The following is a 21,139-nucleotide window of genomic DNA, read 5'->3' as shown; positions in this document are numbered from 1 at the left end:
GTGGAAGACGGGTTGGGAGGAAACAGCCCCGTTTTTCGTGGTCTCAAGGCGCCGCCGTCCCCTGGAATGGCCGGCCGCCTTGAGGGCGCCCCTTTTCCTGCCGACCCCGTAAGGGCGAAAGGATCGATAGGAAAGGCCCCCCATGAAGCTGGCTACCCTGAAATCGCTGGACCGCACGCTGGACGCCGCCTTGCAGGCCAAGGTGGGCCGCGACGGTATCCTGGTCGTCGTGTCGGCCGACTTGGCGCGCTGCCGCGCCGTGCCGGGCATCGCCGCCACGCTGCAGCAGGCGCTGGACGACTGGGCCGAGGTGGCGCCGCGCCTGGCCGAGGTGGCGGCCGAATTGGATGAGGGCATCGCCCCGTTCGAGGCCTTCGACGAGGCCGCCTGCATGGCGCCGCTGCCCCGCGCCTATCAGTGGGCGGACGGCTCGGCCTACGTCAACCATGTGGAACTGGTGCGCAAGGCGCGCGGCGCCGACATGCCGCCCAGCTTCTGGACCGATCCCCTGATGTACCAGGGCGGGTCCGACAGTTTCCTCGGGCCCCGCGATCCCATCCTCATGGCCAACGAGGCCTGGGGCATCGATCTGGAGGGGGAGGTGGCGGTGGTCACCGGCGACGTGCCAATGGGCGTGTCGGCGGCGGAGGCGCGCGGCCTGATCCGCCTGGTCATGCTGGTCAACGACGTGTCCCTGCGCGGCCTGATACCGGCGGAATTGGGCAAGGGCTTCGGCTTTTTCCAATCCAAACCGTCCAGCGCCTTCGCCCCCGTGGCGGTGACGCCGGACGCCCTGGGCGACGCCTGGCGCGACGGCAAGCTGCACCTGGACCTGCTGTCCTTCATCAACGGGCAGCCGTTCGGCCGGCCCAACGCCGGGGTCGACATGACCTTCGACTTCGGCCAGCTGATCGCGCACGCCGCCCGCACCCGGCCGATGGTCGCCGGCACCATCATCGGCTCCGGCACCGTGTCCAACCGGGGGCCGGACGGCGGCCCGGGCAAGCCCATCACGGAAGGCGGCGTGGGTTATTCCTGCCTGGCCGAGGTGCGCACGGTGGAAACCCTGCTGCAGGGGCAGCCCAAGACGCCCTTCCTGCGCTTCGGCGACAGCGTGCGCATCGAGATGCGGGACGCGGCCGGCGCCAGCATCTTCGGCGCCATCGAGCAGACGGTGGCGGAATACCGGCCCCAGCCGGTGGCGCCCGAGCCCGTTCCGGCCCCCGTCCTCTGACCATCCCCCTTCCAGGACCCGCCTGTCCCATGGCCTCGCTCGCCCTTTATACTTACTTCCGCTCCTCCGCCGCCTACCGTGTGCGCATCGCGCTGAACCTGAAGGGCTTGACGGCCGAGCAGGTGCCCGTGCACCTGCTGCGCGACGGCGGGGAACAGCTGAAGCCGGAGTACCTGGCCCTGAACCCGCAGGGCCAGCTGCCCACCCTGGCGGTGGACGACGCGACCGGCCGCCACCTGCTGACCCAGTCGCTGGCCATCGTGGAATACCTGGACGAGGTTCACCCTACTCCCGCCCTGCTGCCGGCCAACCCCATCGTCCGGGCCCAGGCGCGCGCCGTGGCCCTGGCCATCGCCTGCGACATCCACCCCATCAACAACCTGCGGGTCCAAAAGTACCTGAAGGGTGAGATGGGCGTGGATGAGGAGCGGGCAGGCCGCTGGGTGCGCCACTGGATGGAAACCGGCCTGGCGGCGGTGGAGGCGATGGTGAGGCCCCACGCCGGGCGCTTCTGCTTCGGCGACACACCAGGCATGGCCGACCTGACCCTGGTGCCGCAGATGTTCAACGCCCGGCGCTTCAACGCCGACCTGTCGGCCTGTCCCACCCTGGTGGCCATCGACCAGGCCTGCCTGGCCCTGCCGGCCTTCGCCGACGCCGCACCCGACCGCCAGGCCGACGCGCCGCCCGCGGCCTGACGGCGCGAGGGCCTCAAGCTTCCGCTCGCCTGGCGGGCGGGCTCAAGGCATGATGCGGGGCCTTCCATCCCTCTCTGATCGCAGCCCCGCCCATGCCCTTTGACCTGGCGCCGCTGGACCTTCTGGCCGTCACCACCTTCTTCGTGTTGTGGGGCGGCTATAATGTCATCTTCCGCCTGCCGGGGGCGCCGGCCAGCCTGAACCTGCACATGCGCACGGTCCGCGAGGTGTGGATGCGCAACATGCAGGCGCGCGACACCCGCCTGCTGGACGGCCAGCTGCTGGGCCATCTGATCCAGAGCGTTTCCTTCTTCGCCTCCACCACCGTGCTGCTGATCGCCGGCGACCTCAGCGCCCTGGTGAACGCCGACCGGCTGGCGGCCCTGGTGGACAAGATGCACGTGGCCAGCACTGCATCCGGCGCCCTGATCGAGGTGAAGCTGTTCCTGCTGCTGGGCGTGCTGGTCTACGCCTTCTTCCAGTTCACCTGGGCGGTGCGGCAGTACAACTATACCTGCGCCCTGATCGGCGCCATGCCTGACGCCACCAACCATCCGCCCAGTGTGGACGTGGAAGAGGCGGCGGACGCGGCGGCGGCCCTGCTGTCCCTGGCGGTGCAGAGCTTCAACGCCGGGGTGCGGGCCTATTACTTCGGCTTCGCTGCCCTGGGCTGGTTCGTCCACCCCTTGGCCTTCATGGCCTCCACGACCCTGGTGATCGTGGTGCTGGTCCGCCGCCACTTCCATTCCCGCGCCTTCCACGCCGTGCGCCGCTTCGGCACGGCGGTGCGCATGGTGCTGCCGGAACGCCGCCAGCCGCAGCCGCCGGAAGGGGGCTGAGGATGATGAAAGACGATTTCCTGACCCTGACCCAAATGGACAGCGGGGTTCATTACCTGGATGACAGCGACGAACGGGTGTTCTTTCACTGGCTGGCCAGCATCACCTGTGTGGGGAAGTTCTTCGGTGACGGCGCGCGCGGCCTTGTCGTCCAACTCAAGCACGCACCCAACGACGATGAACTGATGCAGCTGCTCGCTTTATGCCATCGCTACGGTGTCAAGGCACGGCAGTTGGCCAAGTTCGAGACGGATGCCAACCGTGAATGGCTCCGCCGGCCCACAGCTTGGTGGTATGCGGGGCTATTCGGGGATGCCGGTTAGCGCCAGACCCTACTCACCCTCTTCGCTATAGGCGTGCCGGCCGCCGCGCGGGTCGGTGACGGTCCAGCCGCCTTCACCATCCGGCACCAGATAGTCGGCGGTCAGGGGCACCTTGCCGTGGCCGCCGGGGATGTCCAGCACATAGGTGGGCTGGCACAGGCCGGAGACATCGCCGCGTAACTCGCGCATCAGGGCGCGGCCGCGCTGGATCGTCGTGCGGAAATGGCCCGTCCCCTTGGCCAGGTCCCCCTGGTGCAGGTAGTGCGGCTTCACCCGCGCCTGGACCAGGGCGCGGAAGGTGCGGGTCAGGGTCTCGGCGTCATCGTTGAGGCCCTTCAGCAGCACGGTCTGCGACAGCAGCGGGATGCCGGCGTCGACCAGGCGGGCGATGGCGCCGCGCGCGGTGTCGTCCAGCTCGCGCCAATGGTTGGCGTGCAGCATCAGCCAGCTGGCGATGCGCTTGCCCTTCAGGGCGGCGACCAGCTCCGGCGTCACGCGGTCGGGGTCCACCACGGGCACGCGGGTGTGAAAGCGGACGATGCCGACATGGGGGATGGCATCCAGACGGGTGACGATCTCGGCCAGGCGGCGGGGCGACAGGATCAGCGGGTCGCCCCCGGTCAGGATGACCTCCCACACTTCCTTGTGTTCGGCGATATAGGCGAGGGCGGCGTCCAGTTCCGCGCCGTCCAGGGTCTCACTGCCCGGGCCCACCATCTCCCGCCGGAAGCAGAAGCGGCAATAGACCGGGCAGACGTTGACGGCCTTCAGCAACACCCGGTCGCGATAGCGGTGGACGATGCCCTTCACCGGGCTGTGCGGCCCGTCGCCGATTGGGTCGGCCAGTTCACCCGGGGTGGTTTCCAGTTCGTGCCCGCTGGGAATGAACTGGCGTCCCACCGGGTCGTTCGGGTCGGTGGGGTCGATCAGGCCGGCCACCTGGTCGGTGACGGAGACGGCGAAGCTGGCCGCCACCTGTTCCAGCACAGGCAGGGCCGACGCCTCGGCCAGTCCGGCCTGGACCAGACCATCCGCCGTGCGGATGGGGGCCTTGCGCGGGGCGAGCTGGCGAACGGCGATGCCCATGGGGCCTCTCCCTGGCGGTGCGTGGAATGATGGAACAGGGGCTTAGATCGACCTTGGGCGCCTCGTCGTCAAGCGGCCCGCCCGCATGGGCCCCCCGCATCGGCGTTGGCGCGGGCGCCGCGCTTGGGGCACACTGCCCGGCGATGCGGGGGCATCCCTTTGATAACCAGGCAGATGGGGCCAGGGCGAATGAAAATAAGGGGCATGGGGCTGAAACGGGCCGCGGTGGCGGCGATGCTGATGGGATTGGTGACTGGCATGACGGACGCGACCGCCGCCGAGAAGAAGACCGCCGCTTACGGCACCTGGGCCTCGCCCATCACCGCCGCCCGCCTGGCCGGCAGCGAGATCCGCCTGGGTGACCTGATGGTGGACGGCGGTGTGCCCTACTGGCTGGAAAGCCGCCCCGCGGAAAAGGGCCGCTACGCCATCGTGACCCCCGACGGCCAAGGCGGCATTCGCGAGCTGACGGGGCCGGAGGTCAACGCCCGCACCCGCGTCCATGAATATGGCGGCGGCGCCCTGCTGGCCGTTGGCGGTGGTCTGGCCGGCGGCCGCTTGTACTTCAGCAACTTCGCCGACCAGCGCCTGTACACCGTGCCCGAGGCGGGCGGCGCGCCGCAGCCGCTGACGCCGGAGGGCTACCGCTATGCCGATTGCGTGGCGGGCGCGCCCGGCCACCTCTATTGCGTCCGCGAGGACCACAGCGCCCCGGGGGAGGCCAAGAACGCCATCGTCAGCCTGGCGGTGGACCGGCCGGGTGATGCCGGTACCGTGCTGTTCGGCGGCACCGACTTCGTGGCGTATCCGCGCCCCAGCCCCGATGGCAAGCGCCTGGCCTGGATCGCCTGGTCCCACCCCAACATGCCTTGGGACACCACCACGCTCTACGTTGCCGACGTCACGCCCCAGGGTCTGGGCAACCCGACGGCGGTGGCCGGCGGCCATGACGAATCGGTGCTGGAACCGCAGTGGGATGCCGACGGCACCCTCTACTTCATCTCCGACCGCAGCGACTGGTGGAACCTGTACGCCTGGCACGACGGCGCCACCCGCCCCGTCTTGGCCAAGACGGCGGAGTTCGGTGGTCCCCTGTGGAACCTGGGCCTGACCACCTATGCCCTGACGGGCCGGGGCCAGGCGGTGGCGCGCTACAGCAGCCAGGGCCTGGACAGGCTGGCCGTCATCGAGCTGAAGACGGGCAAGGCGCATGATCTGGACCTGCCTTTCGTCGGCATCACCGGCGTGCGGCTGCTGGGACCCGACCAGGCGGTCATGATCGCCAGCTTCGCCGATGCCACCCCGGCGGTGGTGACCGTCAACCTGTCGACCGGCACCCACGCCGTGCTGCGCCGCCCGGCGCCGGAAGGCCTGGAGGCCGGCTTGGTGTCGCGCGCCCGGCCCATCGAATTCCCCACCGCGCCCGGTCCGGACGGCCAGGCGCGGACGGCCCACGCCTTCTACTACGCCCCCACCAACCCCGCCTTCCAGGCCCCGGCGGGGGAGAAGCCGCCCCTGCTGGTCAAGGTGCATGGCGGCCCCACCAGCGCGGCCAAGCCCTCAATGGACATGAGCGTGCAGTACTGGACCAGCCGCGGCTTCGCCGTGGTGGATGTGAACTACGGCGGCAGCACCGGCTACGGCCGCGCCTACCGCAACCGCCTGCGCGGCAACTGGGGCATCACCGACGTGCAGGACGCCACTGCCGTGGTGGCCTACCTGGACAAGGCCGGCCTGGCCGACGCCAACCGCGCCGCCATCCGGGGTGGCAGCGCCGGCGGCTACACCACCCTGGCGGCCCTGGCCTTCACCAAGGTGTTCAAGGCCGGCGCCAACTATTACGGCGTGTCGGACATGGAATCCCTGGCCAAGGACACCCACAAGTTCGAAAGCCGCTACCTGGACAGCCTGGTGGCCCCCTACCCAGCAGGCAAGGCCGTCTACGACGCCCGCAGCCCCCTGCAGCACCTAGACGGCTTCTCCGCCCCGCTCATCACCTTCCAGGGGTCGGAGGACGCGGTGGTGCCCCCGGCGCAGTCGCGCAGCATCGTCAATGCCTTGAAGGCCAAGGGCGTGCCCGTCTCCTACATCGAGTTCGAGGGCGAGCAGCACGGCTTCCGCAAGGCCGACAGCATCATCCGCGCGCAGGAGGCGGAGCTGTACTTCTACGGCCGCATCTTCGGCTTCACGCCGGCGGACACCCTGCCGGGGGTGACGATCGACAATTTGAAGTGAGGGCGAGCGCTTGAAGAGCCGAAGGGGCGGGGAGAAGTCTCTGCCCCTTTTTGTAGGCGGGGGAGGATGGATGGCGACGACGGACTTTTTAGCGCTGTGGGAAATCCTGGAGGAACACCTGGGTTCCTTGGTGATGTCGATCGCCGGTCTACCTGACATTAAGCGAGAATCCATGCGGGACTATATCGACCACAACGAATTCGGTATCGCCTTCGAAGAGTTGATAGAAACGATCTCGGATATGGAACTGCTGTTAAACCAAGAACAGCGTCAGGAAATGGCGCATCTCGCATCACTGATGGCGCTGCCACCTTCGGTGCTTGCTCCCCTCAAGTAATGACAAGGGCGAGCACTGGGTGCGCCATCACGGTGGCGGGCATTCGCCTGGGCACAGATTTATGAGGGCGGGGGAATGGTGTCCCCGGCGGGATTCGAACCCACGGCCCCAGGATTAGGAATCCTGTGCTCTATCCTGCTGAGCTACGGAGACGCCGGGGCGGGTTATAGCAGGTTTGGGCGGCTTGCACAGCCCCGGGGCGCGCAAGGCTCGGGCGTCCGGAATTCAATCAGCCGACCAGCAGGCTGACGATCAGGACCTCGTCCACCAGGGGCTTGCCCACGGCCTCGTTGGCCACTTCCATGATGCGGCCCTTCAGGGCCTGGACGTCGGCGGTGTTCAGGCGGTTATGGGTCAGGTGGTCGACGGTCAGGGCCTCGGTCAGCTCGCCATTGATGCGGGGCTTGAGGTTGGTGACCAGGTCGACGTCCTCATTCAGATGCTTGCTCATGCGCACGACCAGCATCACCTGCAGCCGGACGTAGGAGAAGCGGTCCTTCCCCGGCAGCAGCATGGGGCTCATCTTGATCTTGCGCAGGACCTCCGGATCTTCCGACTTCTGACCGCCGCCTTCGCCGGCCCAGGCCGCCTGCGGCAGCGCCGTGGCGGCCGCCAGCGCCAGGAAGGCGCCGGCCAGCACGCCACGCAGCATGGCGCCGCGGCGGCGGTCACGGGGCAGGCGTTCATCGTCGCGGGTCATTCCGGGGCGAGTTCCTGTGGCCAGCGCTAGTGCTGGGATCAAAGTGAATACTGGGACGGCAACGGTTCACGGTTCAAAACCGGGCGGGTTATTTAGTCTAGCACGGCCGTCCTAAGGGAAGGCCTGAGTCTTGTCCCACCTGGTATGCGGGATATTAAGGCGGTTTCCTTAAGGCTTTCTTATCGGGCGACCCTATCCGAAAGGCGGGGATGCGCACCCCTATGCCGGATGTGCCGGGGCGCGACTCGGGGGAAGGCGCGTAGTAGATTCTGAGGAGTCAAAAGTCAGGTTGACCTGACATAAAAATGGAGTCATGTTTACCTGACAAAACGTCAGGAGATCATGACATCATGTCCGTCGCCGTTCTCTTCCCTCCCGCCTCGCGGCGCTACATTTTCACCTCGATCGCCACCGCGGTCCTCTACGTCCTGTCCATCAAGGCCATCAGCTGGGGCCAATCGCAGCTGGACGGGCCCTTGCTGTGGGCGGCGATCCTGGTGCCGGTGGGCTGCATCGCGGTGCAGCTGTGGGCGACGCTAAGGCTCATGACCCAGGTGGATGAGTTCATGCGGGCACTGCTGGCCCGGCGCTTCATCATCGCCGCCTGCCTGGCCTTCATCGTCGCCAGCGCCTGGGGCTTCCTGGAAACCTTCGCGCGGGTGGACCACCTGCCGGGCTACATGGTCTACGCCATCTTCTGGGTGGCCTTCTGCATCGTCTCGCCCTTCATCCGGAGTACGCGCTGATGCGGAACACGTTGAAGGTCCTGCGGGCCGAGCGCGGCTGGACGCAGAGCGATCTGGGCGAGCGGCTGGGCGTGTCCCGCCAGGCGGTCAACGCCCTGGAGACGGAGAAGCACGACCCGTCGCTGGACCTGGCTTATCGCATCGCTGCGCTGTTCGGCCTGCCGGTGGAGGCGATCTTCACCAATCCCCACCGCCCGGCGGCATGAGTCCCACGCCGCCATAGGCCCCGACCGGGGCCGCCGCCTGAGGGATTACTCGAACAATCCCGCCTGGTAATCGCGGATGGCGGCGATGATCTCTTCCCGGGTGTTCATGACGAAGGGGCCATGGGCCACCACCGGTTCGGCGATGGGCTCGCCATGGCCGAACAGCAGCACCGCGTCTTCCTGCGCCGTGATCTCCACCGCGTCGCCTTCCAGGCTCAGTTCCACCAGCTGGTGGGCGGGAGCGGTGCCGCCGCCCACGCTGATCGCGCCGCGCACGACGTAAAGGAAGACATTGCGGCCGGCGGCGCCGTCAAAGCGCACGGTACCGCCGGCGCTCAAGGTCACCGTGCTCATGAACACGCCGGTCAGTGAGGTGACGGGGCCGCTCATCCCGCCCCAGTTCCCGGAGATGAGGTTTACGGTGCCGCGCCCGTCGGGGGTGGGCAGGGCCGGGATGGCGTCGCGCTGCAGGCCGGTATAGCCGGGGTCCGAGAACTTCAGCCGGGCCGGCAGGTTCACCCACAGCTGCAATATCTCCAGCGGCCCGCCCTTGCGGCGGAATTCGGCCGGCGACAGCTCCGAATGCACCACGCCGCGCCCGGCCGTCATCCACTGCACGCCGCCAGCCCTGATAACGCTTTCATGGCCGGCGCTGTCGGCGTGCGTCAGCTCCCCCTCCAGGATGAAGGTCACCGTCTCGAAACCCCGGTGGGGGTGAGGGCCGAAGGGCAGGCCGCCGTTATTGGGCGGATAGACCTGCGGCCCATGGTGGTTCAGGAGCAGGAAGGGGCTCAGCTGCGGCAGGGCGGGCCCGGGCAGGGGGCGGCGCGTCGTCAGGTCCGCGATGTCGTCGCGATAGGCCGCGTGCAGGCGTTTCAGAGTCTTCAGCGGGCTCATCGGCCGGTCCCTCCGGGCAAATCTCACCGGGGCGCGGCATCGGCGCACCCGTCATCGTCCTACATCTAAGCGGTGGCGGGCCCGCGCGATAGGGCATAACGGCGGCACGGACTGTTGCTGTGCCGGAACGATGGACCACGGCGGGACCGGGAGCTGGGACGGGGAGTTTCGGGTTGACCCCGGCCTGGGCATGGCCGATGGTACCGCTATCATATGATTTATAAGAATCCTCCAGGGGGAATCCGGACCATGAAGACGCAGGGGCAGCCCACGCGCGGCGCCACACCGAAATCCATGTTGATTTACCGGGGCTTGGCACTGGCCATGGGCCTGGGCGCCGCCGCCTCGGCCCTGACCGCGCCCGCGCTCGCGGCCGACAGGGATGTTACCGCCGCCGTGGTGGTGGACCAGTCGACCAAGACCCAGGAACAGACCCTGGTGCTGGAGCCCTACGGCCCCAACATCATCCGCGTCACCCTCAGCCTGAAGAAGGACGCGGCCCTGGCCGGCCCCGGCTACGGCATCATCCCCGGCACCAACACCGCCGGCTGGACGCAAGGCCAGGATGAGCGCGGGGACACCGTGCTGAAGTCCGGCCAGATGTCGGCCACCATCGTCGGCTGGCACCCGCCGCCGCACGCCGTGGCGCCGCAGCAGACCGCCGTGGACATCAGCCGTTATTTCGGCGGCACCACCAATGGCGCCCACATCCTGTTCAAGGACGCGGCGGGCAAGACCATCCTGGACTTCACCGGCTGGTCCATGGGCGTGCCCAACTTCAAGGATGGCAACAGCCAGCTGCTGCACGACCGCCGGCCCACGGATGAGCAATTTTACACCGTGAACGGCACCTTCGCCTCGCCGGCGGATGAGCACTATTACGGCCTGGGCCAGAACCAGGAGGGCTTCCTGGACCATCGCGGCCATGTGGTGCGCTGCTGGAACGACTACAACGCCTCGGGCGGGCAGAGCACCTGCGTGCCCTTCATGATCACCAACTACGGCTACGGCCTGCTGTGGGACAACCCGTCCAAGACGACCATCGAGCCGGGCTTCAATGAGGTCACCCGCTGGACGTCCGAGGTGGGCGACCGCGTCTCCTTCTTCGTCATCTCCGGCAAGACGCCGGACGAGATCTACGCCGGCTACCGCCAGCTGACCGGCGCCACCCCCATGCTGCCCAAGTCGGCCTACGGCTACATCCAGTCCAAGCAGCGCTACCGTTCGCAGCAGGAGGTGCTGGACGTCGCCAAGGGCTATCGTGAGCGCCACATCCCGGCCGACGTGCTGGTGGTGGACTGGTTTTACTACACCATCATGGGCCAGTTCGATTTCGTGCCGGAGCTGTGGCCGAACCCCAAGGCGATGAACAAGCAACTGCACGACATGGGGTTCGAGACCATGATCAGCGTGTGGCCGCGCTTCACATCCGACGGTCGCTATTACGATCTGTTGAAGAAGAACGGCTGGTTCCTGTCCCAGGCCGACGGCACTCCCACCAACGGCCTGCCCTATGACAAGGCCGGGTCGGACATCGACACCACCAACCCCGACGCCGCCAAGTGGTACTGGAACACCATCCGCGACAACATCCTGAGCCAGGGGTTCGACAGCCTGTGGTCGGACGAGACGGAGCCGGACCTGCCGCCCAACGGCAGCTACTACCACATCGGGCCGGGCACGAAGTACTTCAACGTCTACCCGCTGTTCCACACCAGCGCGCTGTATGACGGCTTCCGCCGCGACTTCAAGGACAAGCGCACCGTCATCCTGTCGCGCGACGCCTATCTGGGCGTGCAGCGCAACGGCGCCATCGTCTGGTCCTCCGACATCACCCCCACCTGGGACGCGTTCAAGCGCCAGGTGCCCACGGGCCTGGACTTCGCCGCCAGCGGCATCACCTACTGGAGCAACGACACCGGCGGCTGGCAGTACCTGCCGGAAGAGCATAAGCCCGCCAAGGCGCCGCTGCTTGACCCGACGCCGGCGCGCGGCGTCGTCGGCGGCTATGACGATTATCCCGAGCTGTACACCCGCTGGTTCCAGTACGCGACCTTCCTGCCGGTGCTGCGCACCCACGGCAGCCGCCCGGCCAACGAGATCTGGTCCTATGGGCCCGACGCCCAGGCCATCTTGGAAAAGTACGTCAAGCTGCGCTACCAGCTGATCCCGTACATCTATTCTCTGGGCTACAAGACCTATAAGACGGGCGCGCCCTTCCTGCGGGCCCTGCCGCTGGACTTCCCCAACGACCCGGCCGTCACCGACATGCGGGACGAATACATGTTCGGCCCCGCCCTGCTGGTGGCCCCGGTGACGGAGCAGGGGGCGACGACCAAGCAGGTGTACTTGCCGGCAGGCGGCGACTGGTACGACTTCTGGACGGACAAGCGCTACACCGGCGGCCAGACGGTGACGGTGGCGGCGCCCATCGACCGCATCCCGGTGTTCGTGAAGGCCGGGTCCATCCTGCCCTTGGGCTCCCCCATCGAGAACACGCACCAGAAGCAGACCATCGCCAAGGTGAAGGTCTATCCGGGGGCCGATGGCCGCTTCACCCTGTTCCAGGACGACGGCTTCACCTACGCCTATGAGCAGGGCGGCGGCAACGTCACCGAACTCAGCTGGTCTGAGGCCAGCCACAGCCTGGGCCATACCGGCGCCAAGGGCTGGAGCGAGCCCGACGCCAAGGTGGTGGACGTGGTCCAGGCCAAGTAAGGCCGGCATCCAAGGTCATGGGAAAGGGCGGTCGCGGGTGGCCGCCCTTTTCTTTCGCGTTGTGACCGCGGCCGTTGAAGCGAGGGCGTTGAAGCGGGGGCGTTGAAGCGGGGGCCGATTGGCGGTTCAATGCCGCATCCTGAGCCGACTGATGAGAAGCCCCGATGACTGACCTGTCCGCCTTCCCCATCACCCGCCGCTGGCCGGCCCAGCATCCCGACCGCATCCAGCTTTATGGGCTGCCCACGCCCAACGGCGTGAAGGTCTCCATCATGCTGGAGGAGACCGGGCTGCCCTACGAGCCGCATCTCGTCAACATCATGCAGAACGAGAGCTGGACGCCGGAATTCCTGTCGCTGAACCCCAACGGCAAGATCCCGGCCATCATCGACCCCAACGGGCCGGAGGGCACGCCCATCGCCCTGTTCGAGTCCGGTGCCATCCTGGTCTATCTGGCGGAAAAGACGGGCAAGTTCCTGCCCGCCGGCGCGACCGCCCGCTATGAGACCCTGCAATGGGTGTTTTTCCAGATGGCGGCCATCGGTCCCATGTTCGGCCAGGTGGGCTTCTTCCACAAATTCGCCGGCAAGGACTATGAGGACAAGCGCCCCCTGAAGCGCTACGCCGACGAATCCAAGCGCCTGCTGGGCGTGCTGGAGGGCCGCTTGGCCGACCGCCCCTGGATCATGGGCGAGGAGTACACCATCGCCGACATCGCCTGCCTGGGCTGGGTGCGCAACCTGGTGGGCTTCTACGGCGCGGGTGAGCTGGTCGACTACGACAGCCTCAAGAACGTTCCGGCTTGGCTGGAACGCGGCTTGGCGCGTCCGGCGGTGCAGCGGGGCCTCGATATCCCGAAGCGGCCAGGGTGAGGCGGAAGCTGACGGCATGAGCTTCCGCTCATGCCGTAGGCCGCGACTGCGGCCGCCGGAGCCTTTTGGGAAGCGTTAGCGGACTGAAAGGCGAGGATAAGCCAAGCCGATGGATATCGGCGCCCGGCGTTTGAAGGGCATTTGATCGGTTGAGATCAAATGCGGCGTGGATCAAATCCCTTCCGCCTTCAGCGCCGCCCGCCAGTGGGCGGCGCGGTCCTTCAGTTGGGCGCGGGCGAGATAGGGGCTTTCCTCCGGCTCCAGCCGTTCCAGCACCTCGAAGGTGAAGGCGTCGGCCCCGTGGGTGTTCCAGGCGGCTTGCAGGCCCCGGTGGGTGTGGCCGCCGTGGCGCAGGCTGAACCACAGCCGGTTCCGGATGGTGTCCAGGGTCGGCGTCGGCCCCACCCACACGGTGTCCGGCAGGGCGGCGCAGCGCAGGGCGTAGATGCCGGGCTCATCCTCTCGCTTCTTGTAGTCGGCGATGGCCGTCTTCCTGTCCTGGCTCTGCATGGCGCGATCCTGTTTCACCCGGGTGATATCCTGGCGGGAGATATAATACCCGGGTAAAATGAGGTCAAGCCTGGTGGCTATGACGACGGGTCAGCCGCCTGATGACTCATCGTCAATCGCGCGCGTCGGGCGCGCTGCGGCATGCTTATTCCCAGGCCCCCGGAGACTTTCGCCCCCTGACTTTCGCCGGGGCCGCCCCATATCAGGCGTCTCCTCTTCCTCATGGCCCGATCCCGGCGTGCACCGGGGCGGCCGGCGCCCCTAGCAGAAAGGGTCCCCTCCCATGTCCGCTTCCCCCACCGCCTTCATCGTTGGCGCCTCCCGTGGCCTGGGCCTGGCCTTGGCCCAGGAGTATCTGACCCGCGGCTGGCAGGTTATCGCCACCGTCCGTCCCGGTGCCGAGCCGGGGCCCCTGCATGAACTGGCCGGCGAGGCGCAGGGCCGCCTGACGGTGGAAACGGTGGACATCGTCCATGCCGACCAGATCGCAGCCCTGCGCCGGCGCCTCGAAGGCAGCCGGGTCGACGTGCTGTTCGTCAACGCCGGTGTCACCAACAACCCGGAAGAGACCATCGGCGGGGTGTCGACCGAGGAATTCGTCCGCATCCAGGTGACCAACGCCCTGGCGCCCATGCGCTGTGTCGAGGTGCTGGGCCAGCTGGTGACGCCCAAGGGCACCATCGCCGTCATGTCCTCCGGCCTGGGCAGCGTGGCCAACAACCTCAGCGGCGGGTGGGAGGTCTATCGCGCCAGCAAGGCGGCGCTGAACACCCTCATGCGCTCCTACGCCGCCCGGCAGCCGGCGCACGGCCGTACCCTGCTGGTCATCGCCCCCGGGTGGGTGCGCACCGACATGGGCGGGCCGGCCGCCAGCCTGGATGTGTCGGAAAGCATTCCCCGCGTGGTCGATGTGGTGACCGCCCAGGCTGGAAAGCCTGGCCTGCAGTATCTGGATTACACGGGCGCGACGGTTCCCTGGTGAGCCGCCCTTCAAGGAGCATTGAAAACATGAGCAAGGTCGCATTCCTGGGCCTGGGCGCCATGGGCGCCCGCATGGCCGCGAACCTGGTCAGGGCGGGTCACGCCGTCACGGTGTGGAACCGCTCGCCCGCCGCGACGGCGGACCTGACAGCGCTCGGCGCCACCGCTGCCGCCAATCCGCGCGCAGCCGCGGCGGGGGCGGACTTCGTCATCACCATGGTGGCCGATGACACGGCGTCCCGGGCTGTGTGGCTGGATGACACGACCGGCGCCCTGGGGGGCCTAGGCAAGGACGCTGTCGCCATCGAGTGCAGCACCGTCTCCCCCGCCTGGGCCACCCAGCTGGCGGCGGCGGTGACCGCCACCGGGGCGGGCTTCCTGGAGGCGCCGGTGGTGGGCAGCCTGCCCCAGGCGCAGGATGGCAAGCTGATCGTCCTGGCTGGGGGCGGGCGTGAGGCCTTCGACCGGGCGCAGCCGGTGCTGGCGCCCCTTGCGGCGGCCGTCCGCCACGTCGGCCCGGTGGGCCGGGGGGCGGCGATGAAGCTGGCGGTGAACGGCCTGCTGGGTATCCAGCTGGCCGCCTGGGCGGAGATGATGGGTTTCCTCGCCAAGGCCGGCTTCGACGGTGCCGCCGCCCTGGATGTCCTGACCACCCTGCCGGTGGCCAGCCCGGCCGCCGCTGGCTATGCCCGCCTGATGCAGGCCGGGGACTTCGCCGTGCGTTTCCCCGTGGATCTGATGGCCAAGGACTTCCGCTATGCCACGCAGGCAGCGGATGCGCTGAAGGCCGACACCCCCGTCGCTGACGTTGCACTGGGGGTGCTGGAACGCGCGCGGGAGGCCGGCCATGGCGCCGAGAACGTCTCCGCCCTCATCCGCCTCTACACGGGGGGATGAGGCCGTTCAGGGCTGAGTGGCGGCCGGTCGCGGGCGGGTGGGGCGTTGCGCCAGCACGATGCCCAACACCACCAGGCCGCCGCCCACCAGATGATAGGGGTGCAGCACCTCGCCCAGCAGCAGGGCCGCCAGCACGGCGGTGGTGATGGGCAGCAGGTTCATGAAGATGGCGGTGCGGCCCGGTCCCAGGTGCTTCACCCCCTGCATCCAGAACACCGGCGCCACGATGGAGGCCGGAATGCCGGCGTACAGGACCAGCGCCGCGTTGGCCGCCGTGACCGGTGCCGGCGGCGCCAGCAGGTAACCCGGCAGCAGGAAGACCAGCGCCGCCGCCACCTGGACGTACAGCGCCGTCCATACCGGCAGCGGCAGGGGCCAGCGCTTCAGGCAGACACCATAGCCGGCATAGGCGACGCAGGCACCCAGCATGAAGGCGTCGCCCCGGCCCACGCCATGCGACAGCAGGCGGCCGTAATCGCCCTGGCCCAGCACGAACAGGATGCCGGCGAGCGACACCACCCCGCCCACCAGGGCCAGGGGCCCGTGCTTCTGCCGCAGCCAGACACTGCTGAGGCCAAGCGTCAGCAGCGGCACCAGGGCCACGAAGATGCCGATGTTGGTGGCGCTGGTACTGGCCGCGGCGTAGTAGGCCAACCCCTGATACAAGGCCATGCCCAGCAGACCCAGGATGGCGATCTGGGGAAGGTGCTGGCGGATGACGGACCGCCGCGCCCAGGCCCCGCGCAGGCAGAACGGCGTCAGCAGCGCGAAGGCCAGCAGCCAGCGGTCGAAAGCGATGACGCTGGGCGGGATGGCCCCGGCCGACGCCTTGGTCACCAGATTGTTGCCGGTCCAGATCAGCACGGCCAGCAAGGGAAAGGTCAGGTACAGGCGGGGCGACATGAAACGTGCCGGGTCATCATCCTTGGGAGGGCGACCCTAATGCCGGACGCGCCCCGGCTGTAGAGCGACTTTGCGACGGCAGGTATCAGTCCAACAGTTCAGGCCGGAACTGGTCGCGGCGGCTGACGGTCCCGCCTGCCACCATGAACACGCCGTCGCCGGTGTAGTGCAGGGTCTCATGGTGTTCCGGCTGCGGCACCGCGTGGGCCTTCATCACCTGGAAAATGAAGAAGTTGTAGCGCTCCACCAGGCTGGCGTCGGCCAGCCGGCACTCCAGGTTGACGGGACAGTCGCGAATCAGCGGGGCGTCCACATTCACCCCCCGGGCTGCCGTCAGGCCGAAATGCTCGAACTTGTCGACCTCCGTCCCGCTGGTGTTGCCGATGCCCACCACGGTGTCGATCATGGCGGCGGTGGGCAGGTTCAGCACGCATTCGCCACTGCTCCGCACCAGCTCGAAGCTGTGGTTGCCGGCGGCGATGACGCAGCCCACCAATGCCGGCGTGAACTCCATCATCGTATGCCAGCCCAACGCCATGATGTCCCGCTGCCCCCGATGGGCGCTGGACAGCAGCACGATGGGGCCCGGTTCCAGATAGCGGCGCACCTTGGACACTGGAAACTCCGCTTTCTCGGTCATGTCTCGTCTCCCGCGGTTGCCGCTGTAAACCCCGGGTGTGAACCCCGGGCAGTGGCTTGGGTTCCTCTCGCGGCTGGCGCCACGCGGGGGTTCCTTTCGCGGCTGGCGGCAGGCGGGGATTCCTATCGCGGCTGGCGCCACGCGGGGCGGGCCATGTGCTTGATGAAAAAATCCGCCAGCGCCTCCACCTTGGCGGGGCGGGCGCGGGTAGTGGGGGTCACCAGGTACAGCCCGCCCAGGGGCATCGACCAGCCGTCCAACAGATCCACCAGCCGGCCGTCGGCCAGGTATTCAGCCGCCAGGAACTCCGGCAACTCGGCGATGGCCAGGCCGTCCAGCACGGTGGGCAGCAGCGCTTCCCCATTGGTGACGCGCAAGGGGCCGGTGGGCGTCACGGCCACCTCCTCCCCATCGGTGTTGATCAAGCGCCAGACGTCCTGGCGGGCGCGGTAGGCGTAGCCTAGGCAGTGATGGGCCGCCAGTTCGCCCGGATGCCGGGGGCGGCCGTAGCGGGCGATGTAGGCCGGGGCGGCCACGATGTGCCGGGCGATGGGGCAAAGCTGGCGCGCCACCAGAGAACTGTCGGTCAGCACGGCGATGCGCAGGGCGGCGTCGAAGCCCTCGCCGATCAGGTCCACCGTGGCGTCGCTCAGGTGCAAATCGACGGTGATCTCGGGATAGGCGCGCAGGAAGGCCGGCAACAGCGGCGCCACCCAGCGCACGCCGAAGGACATGGGCACGGCCAGGCGGATGGTGCCGCGCGGCCGGCTGGACAGCTCCCGCGCCGCGTCCTCCACCGCCTCGGCCTCGGCATACAGCTGGGACGCCCGGGCGGCCAGGGCGGCGCCCACGTCGGTCAGGGCCAGGCGGCGCGAGGTGCGGTTGAACAGGCGGGCACCCAGCCTGTCCTCCAGTCGGCTGACGCCGCGCGACACGGTGGCGACCGACACGCCCATGGCCCGGGCGGCGGCGGCGTAGGACCGTTCCTCCGCCACCTTGGCGAACATGGCGAGGCCTTCAAAATCCGGCACCTTGGTCATCGCATCAAACCTGCAACGATAATTTTCAATCCTTTCTATTTTAGAAATTCGGGTTTGGCGACATCTTTTGTCCATCAGCCGCCGCCCACCACGGACAGAGACGGGCGGCACAAACCAAGGCACTGAAAGGAAAGATAAAATGGCTCGCAAACTCGAAGGCAAGGTCGCGGTCGTCACCGGTGGCACCAGCGGCATCGGCCTCGCCACCGCCAAGGCCTTCGCCGCCGAAGGCGCCCGGGTGTTCATCACCGGCCGCCGCGCCCCGGAACTGCAGGCGGCGGTGGCGGCCATCGGCCCCAACGCCACCGGCGTCCAGGCCGACAGCGCTAAGGCGGAAGACCTGAACCGCCTCTATGAACAGGTGAAGGCCCAGGCCGGCCGCATCGACGTGCTGTTCGCCAACGCCGGTGGCGGCACCATGCTGCCCCTGGGCCAGATCACCGAGGAACACTACGACGACATCTTCGGCCGCAACGTGAAGGCCGTGGTGTTCACGGTGCAGAAGGCCCTGCCCCTGCTGGTGGACGGCGCCTCGGTCATCCTGACCGGTTCCACCGCCGGCAGCACCGGCACGCCGGCCTTCAGCGTCTACAGCGCCAGCAAGGCGGCGGTGCGCAACTTGGCCCGCAGCTGGACCCTGGACCTGAAGGAACGCGGCATCCGCGTCAACGTGCTGAGCCCCGGCCCCATCCGCACGCCGGGCCTGGTGGAACTGGCCGGCCCGGACGCCGCCCAGCAGCAGGGCCTGCTGGATTACATGGCCAGCCAGGTGCCCCTGGGCCGCGTGGGCGAGGTGGAGGAGATCGCCAAGGCCGCCCTGTTCCTGGCCTCCAGCGACAGCAGCTTTGTCGCCGGCGCCGAACTGTTCGCCGACGGCGGCCTGGCCCAGGTTTAAGACGTCGCAAGATGATGCGGTTGGCGGCCCCGGAGCGATCCGGGGCCGTTCCGCTTGGTCAAATTGGCCCCATCCGGCAGGCTGGCGGCTGGTGTATCAAGGGGGCGGACTTAAGATCGGGAACCCGGACCCATGCCCTACCTCTGGCTGGAATCGCTGCACGCCGCCGCGGCCGTCACCTTCGTGGCGGGCCTGCTGGCGGCGGCCCTGCTGCTGGCCTTCGTGCCCAGCGCCGATGCCCTGTCGCCCGCCTTCTGGCGCGCGGCGCGGGCCTGGCATCGTTGGGTGACGGGACCGGCCATCCTGCTGGTTTGGGGCCTGGGCCTGACCCTGGCGGTCCAGGGCGGCTGGCTGCCCTCCGCCGGCTGGCTGTGGGCCAAGCTGGCGCTGGTCACGGCGCTGTCGGGCCTGCACGGCGCCCAGGCCGGCGCCCTGCGCCGCCTGGCGGCCGGGGAGGGGCGCCGCCGCACCGCCCTGGGCCGTTTCATGCCCGCCCTGATCGTGCTGGCGGTGGTGGGCATCCTGGTCCTGGTGATCGGCAAGCCCTTCTGATCGTCGCGCTTTCTTGCGGCAAAGCGACGCACGCCATCGCGTCGCAGGGCCTGGGGCGGTCCTGTCACAAAGTCGTAAGATTCCAAGGCATTGACGTTGGCCGTTTCCGCCCGGCATCACAGGGAAGGGGCGGCGGCGTTGGGGCCGCCCCGATAGGCGGAGGGGCCATGGGCACGCGCGCGGCGTCGGACATCAGCGAGGAACACGGACTGATCTGCGGATTCCTGATCCGCAACGGAACGGTGGCGCCAGTCCCCTGGCCCGGCATCAACGACGCCATGGCGGAACCCGGCGGCCTGCTCTGGCTGCATTTCAACCTGGTGGACGTGCGGGCGCGGCAGTGGATCGAGGCCATGCCCACCCTGCCGCGGGGCGCCCGCCAGGCGCTGCTGGGCCAGGACAGTCATTTCCGCCTGGAACCGGTGGGCGACGGCCTCACCGGCGTTCTGGCCGACCTGCACCACCGCTTCGATGACCCTGCCGGCGGCCTGGGCCAGTTGCGCCTGTATATGGATTCCCACCTGGTCATCACCGCCCGGCGCCAGCCGCTGATGGCGGTGGACCAGCTGCGCCGCGCCATCAGCCAAGGCCTGGCGCCCACCAGCGCCGTCGACCTGATCGCCCACCTCATGTTCCACCTAACCGACACGGTGGCGGCGGAGGTCAGTGAGCTGGCCAACGATGTCGATGATGTGGAGGACGCCCTGCTGGCCGACCGGCTGGAGGATGAGGGGGAGAAGCTGGGGCGCATCCGCCGCACCTCCGCCCGCTTGCGCCGCCACATCGGCCCGCAGCGCACGGCGCTGAACGTGGCGCTGGGCCGCCTGCCCGGCTGGTGCGGGGGGGAGGATCAGGCCCGCCTGCGCCAGGGCATCGACCGGCTGGACGGCGTCGGCCAGGATCTCGATCTGGTGCAGGAACGCGCCCGCCTGCTGCAGGACGAGCTGTCCAACCGCTTCAGCGAGGCCACCAACCGCAACCTCTATATCCTGTCCATCGTCACCACCATCCTGCTGCCTGTGAACCTGATCACCGGCATCTTCGGCATGAACGTGGGCGGCCTGCCGTGGAGCGGCCACGACGCCGGCTTCATGTGGGTCTGCGGCGTCATGGTCTTCACCATCCTGGTGTCCCTGGTGGTGCTGCACTGGCGCCGGCTGTTCTAGGCGATCCTAGGCCGTGGACGGCACCTGCCGGTCCAACAGGGCGAACGTGGCCTTCAGGTGCTCGGCCAGGGGGCGGGCTGTGTCTGGATGGGCCGCGTGGTCCAGACGCCACTCCTCCTGCGCCAGGCGCAGGGCGCCGATCGCCAGCATGGCCGCAACCCGCAGTTCCTCCGCCGCGCGGTCGGGCCATCGTTCCGCCATCACCTGGGCCAGGTCGCGTTCCATATCCACCATCTTGGCCAGCTTACGGGCGCGCAGCGTCTCGGTAGAGCGCAGCAGGGTGTCGGCGGCGATGGACGCCTTGGTTTCGAAGCGGGCGGTCAAGGTCAGCAGGCAGTGCCGCGCCGCGGCCAAGGGAGACTGGTCCGTTGGTTCCTGCAGCAGGGCCGGGCCGATGGCCTCCACGAAACCGCTGCCTTGCCAGGCCAGCAGTACGTCCTCCTTGGACTTGAAATAATAGAAGAAGGTGCGCCGGGCGATGCCGGCGGCGGCGGCGATGGCGTCCAGGGTCGTCGCCTCGAACCCATTTTCCATGAACAGCCTCAGGCCGGTCTCGGCGATGCGCTGCATCGTCTCCCGGCGCTTGCGGTCGCGCAGGCCTTCGGTCTTGCCCGGCGTCGCGGGTGATGGGGGGGCGGTATCCATGGGCCCCTTATCGCATGAA

The 21,139-nt window shown here is 68.3% G+C and carries 23 protein-coding genes and 1 tRNA gene; 15 read left to right on the top strand and 9 right to left on the bottom strand.

Translation table 11 applies throughout. From position 1 onward, the window contains the following. Nucleotides 1-142 precede the first annotated feature (142 nt). The 4 genes from FBZ87_RS12990 to FBZ87_RS12975 all read left to right on the top strand — a co-directional run bounded on the left by FBZ87_RS12990 (nucleotide 143) and on the right by FBZ87_RS12975 (nucleotide 3,094). Nucleotides 143-1,234 (top strand): fumarylacetoacetate hydrolase family protein, encoded by a 1,092-nt coding sequence (locus tag FBZ87_RS12990; RefSeq protein WP_246134383.1) that lies wholly within the window; start codon nucleotides 143-145, stop codon nucleotides 1,232-1,234. Between the two features lie 29 nt (nucleotides 1,235-1,263). Beyond that, nucleotides 1,264-1,932 (top strand): maleylacetoacetate isomerase, encoded by a 669-nt coding sequence (gene maiA, locus FBZ87_RS12985; RefSeq protein ID WP_145610735.1) that lies wholly within the window; start codon nucleotides 1,264-1,266, stop codon nucleotides 1,930-1,932. A 92-nt stretch (nucleotides 1,933-2,024) separates the two neighbouring features. After that, entirely contained in the window at nucleotides 2,025-2,771 is a 747-nt protein-coding gene (locus FBZ87_RS12980) for a DUF599 domain-containing protein (RefSeq protein WP_145610734.1), read from the top strand. Between the two features lie 2 nt (nucleotides 2,772-2,773). Beyond that, nucleotides 2,774-3,094, top strand: a complete 321-nt coding sequence (locus tag FBZ87_RS12975; RefSeq protein ID WP_145610733.1) for a hypothetical protein — start codon at nucleotides 2,774-2,776, stop codon at nucleotides 3,092-3,094. Between the two features lie 9 nt (nucleotides 3,095-3,103). On the opposite strand, the gene FBZ87_RS12970 is transcribed toward FBZ87_RS12975, so the two are convergent. Beyond that, complete coding sequence (locus FBZ87_RS12970; protein ID WP_145610732.1) at nucleotides 3,104-4,180, bottom strand: lysine-2,3-aminomutase-like protein; 1,077 nt, start codon at nucleotides 4,178-4,180, stop codon at nucleotides 3,104-3,106. 258 nt (nucleotides 4,181-4,438) lie between these two features. On the opposite strand from FBZ87_RS12970, the gene FBZ87_RS12965 reads away from it, so the two are divergent. Next, on the top strand, nucleotides 4,439-6,415 hold the full coding sequence (locus FBZ87_RS12965) for a S9 family peptidase (protein WP_145611104.1): 1,977 nt from the start codon (nucleotides 4,439-4,441) through the stop codon (nucleotides 6,413-6,415). Between the two features lie 70 nt (nucleotides 6,416-6,485). Then, entirely contained in the window at nucleotides 6,486-6,752 is a 267-nt protein-coding gene (locus FBZ87_RS12960) for a MafI family immunity protein (protein WP_145610731.1), read from the top strand. A gap of 76 nt (nucleotides 6,753-6,828) precedes the next feature. Here FBZ87_RS12960 and FBZ87_RS12955 read toward each other — a convergent pair. Further along, nucleotides 6,829-6,905, bottom strand: a tRNA-Arg gene (locus FBZ87_RS12955). 76 nt (nucleotides 6,906-6,981) lie between these two features. Further along, on the bottom strand, nucleotides 6,982-7,452 hold the full coding sequence (locus FBZ87_RS12950) for a hypothetical protein (RefSeq protein ID WP_145610730.1): 471 nt from the start codon (nucleotides 7,450-7,452) through the stop codon (nucleotides 6,982-6,984). A 350-nt stretch (nucleotides 7,453-7,802) separates the two neighbouring features. On the opposite strand from FBZ87_RS12950, the gene FBZ87_RS12945 reads away from it, so the two are divergent. Both FBZ87_RS12945 and FBZ87_RS12940 read left to right on the top strand, forming a co-directional pair. After that, nucleotides 7,803-8,198, top strand: coding sequence for a hypothetical protein (locus FBZ87_RS12945; RefSeq protein WP_145610729.1), 396 nt, complete (start codon nucleotides 7,803-7,805; stop codon nucleotides 8,196-8,198). After that, a complete protein-coding gene (locus FBZ87_RS12940) occupies nucleotides 8,198-8,404 on the top strand; it encodes a helix-turn-helix transcriptional regulator (RefSeq protein WP_145610728.1) in 207 nt (68 codons plus the stop codon). The genes FBZ87_RS12945 and FBZ87_RS12940 overlap by 1 nt, the downstream gene beginning before the upstream one ends. 45 nt (nucleotides 8,405-8,449) lie before the next feature. Here FBZ87_RS12940 and FBZ87_RS12935 read toward each other — a convergent pair whose 3' ends face one another. Then, nucleotides 8,450-9,301 carry a pirin family protein gene (locus FBZ87_RS12935; RefSeq protein WP_145610727.1) on the bottom strand — a complete coding sequence of 284 codons (852 nt, stop codon included), beginning with the start codon at nucleotides 9,299-9,301 and terminating at the stop codon, nucleotides 8,450-8,452. Nucleotides 9,302-9,550: 249 nt separating this feature from the next. Here FBZ87_RS12935 and FBZ87_RS12930 point away from each other — a divergent pair, with 249 nt between their 5' ends. Beyond that, nucleotides 9,551-12,019: a glycoside hydrolase family 31 protein gene (locus FBZ87_RS12930; protein WP_145610726.1), complete on the top strand. Its 2,469-nt coding sequence runs from the start codon at nucleotides 9,551-9,553 to the stop codon at nucleotides 12,017-12,019. Between the two features lie 164 nt (nucleotides 12,020-12,183). Then, complete coding sequence (locus FBZ87_RS12925) at nucleotides 12,184-12,891, top strand: glutathione S-transferase N-terminal domain-containing protein (RefSeq protein WP_088870631.1); 708 nt, start codon at nucleotides 12,184-12,186, stop codon at nucleotides 12,889-12,891. A gap of 171 nt (nucleotides 12,892-13,062) precedes the next feature. Here FBZ87_RS12925 and FBZ87_RS12920 read toward each other — a convergent pair whose 3' ends face one another. After that, nucleotides 13,063-13,419, bottom strand: coding sequence for a GIY-YIG nuclease family protein (locus FBZ87_RS12920; protein ID WP_246134382.1), 357 nt, complete (start codon nucleotides 13,417-13,419; stop codon nucleotides 13,063-13,065). Nucleotides 13,420-13,684: 265 nt separating this feature from the next. Here FBZ87_RS12920 and FBZ87_RS12915 point away from each other — a divergent pair, with 265 nt between their 5' ends. Together FBZ87_RS12915 and FBZ87_RS12910 are read left to right on the top strand one after the other, a co-directional pair. Then, entirely contained in the window at nucleotides 13,685-14,383 is a 699-nt protein-coding gene (locus FBZ87_RS12915; RefSeq protein ID WP_145610725.1) for an SDR family NAD(P)-dependent oxidoreductase, read from the top strand. A 26-nt stretch (nucleotides 14,384-14,409) separates the two neighbouring features. Then, nucleotides 14,410-15,279 (top strand): NAD(P)-dependent oxidoreductase, encoded by an 870-nt coding sequence (locus FBZ87_RS12910; protein WP_145610724.1) that lies wholly within the window; start codon nucleotides 14,410-14,412, stop codon nucleotides 15,277-15,279. 6 nt (nucleotides 15,280-15,285) lie between these two features. Here FBZ87_RS12910 and FBZ87_RS12905 read toward each other — a convergent pair whose 3' ends face one another. From FBZ87_RS12905 to FBZ87_RS12895, 3 genes are all read right to left on the bottom strand, one after another. Next, nucleotides 15,286-16,182, bottom strand: coding sequence for a DMT family transporter (locus FBZ87_RS12905; RefSeq protein ID WP_145610723.1), 897 nt, complete (start codon nucleotides 16,180-16,182; stop codon nucleotides 15,286-15,288). A gap of 85 nt (nucleotides 16,183-16,267) precedes the next feature. Beyond that, the gene (locus FBZ87_RS12900; protein ID WP_145610722.1) at nucleotides 16,268-16,822 is read right to left on the bottom strand and encodes a flavin reductase family protein; all 555 of its coding nucleotides are present in this window, start codon (nucleotides 16,820-16,822) and stop codon (nucleotides 16,268-16,270) included. 122 nt (nucleotides 16,823-16,944) lie between these two features. Further along, on the bottom strand, nucleotides 16,945-17,862 hold the full coding sequence (locus tag FBZ87_RS12895) for a LysR family transcriptional regulator (RefSeq protein ID WP_145610721.1): 918 nt from the start codon (nucleotides 17,860-17,862) through the stop codon (nucleotides 16,945-16,947). A gap of 139 nt (nucleotides 17,863-18,001) precedes the next feature. Between FBZ87_RS12895 and FBZ87_RS12890 the strand changes: the two genes are divergently transcribed. The 3 genes from FBZ87_RS12890 (at nucleotide 18,002) to FBZ87_RS12880 (ending at nucleotide 20,475) form a co-directional block, all read left to right on the top strand. After that, nucleotides 18,002-18,757, top strand: a complete 756-nt coding sequence (locus tag FBZ87_RS12890; RefSeq protein WP_145610720.1) for an SDR family oxidoreductase — start codon at nucleotides 18,002-18,004, stop codon at nucleotides 18,755-18,757. Between the two features lie 132 nt (nucleotides 18,758-18,889). Continuing rightward, nucleotides 18,890-19,309, top strand: a complete 420-nt coding sequence (locus tag FBZ87_RS12885; protein WP_145610719.1) for a CopD family protein — start codon at nucleotides 18,890-18,892, stop codon at nucleotides 19,307-19,309. A gap of 167 nt (nucleotides 19,310-19,476) precedes the next feature. Next, nucleotides 19,477-20,475, top strand: a complete 999-nt coding sequence (locus FBZ87_RS12880) for a transporter (protein WP_145610718.1) — start codon at nucleotides 19,477-19,479, stop codon at nucleotides 20,473-20,475. A gap of 6 nt (nucleotides 20,476-20,481) precedes the next feature. On the opposite strand, the gene FBZ87_RS12875 is transcribed toward FBZ87_RS12880, so the two are convergent. Beyond that, complete coding sequence (locus FBZ87_RS12875) at nucleotides 20,482-21,120, bottom strand: TetR/AcrR family transcriptional regulator (RefSeq protein WP_145610717.1); 639 nt, start codon at nucleotides 21,118-21,120, stop codon at nucleotides 20,482-20,484. Nucleotides 21,121-21,139: the final 19 nt, after the last annotated feature.

Source organism: Nitrospirillum amazonense (genome assembly GCF_007828035.1).
GTDB lineage: Bacteria > Pseudomonadota > Alphaproteobacteria > Azospirillales > Azospirillaceae > Nitrospirillum > Nitrospirillum amazonense.
Note: the sequence above shows the minus strand (reverse complement) of the source record. Positions and strands in the feature narration are given on the sequence as shown.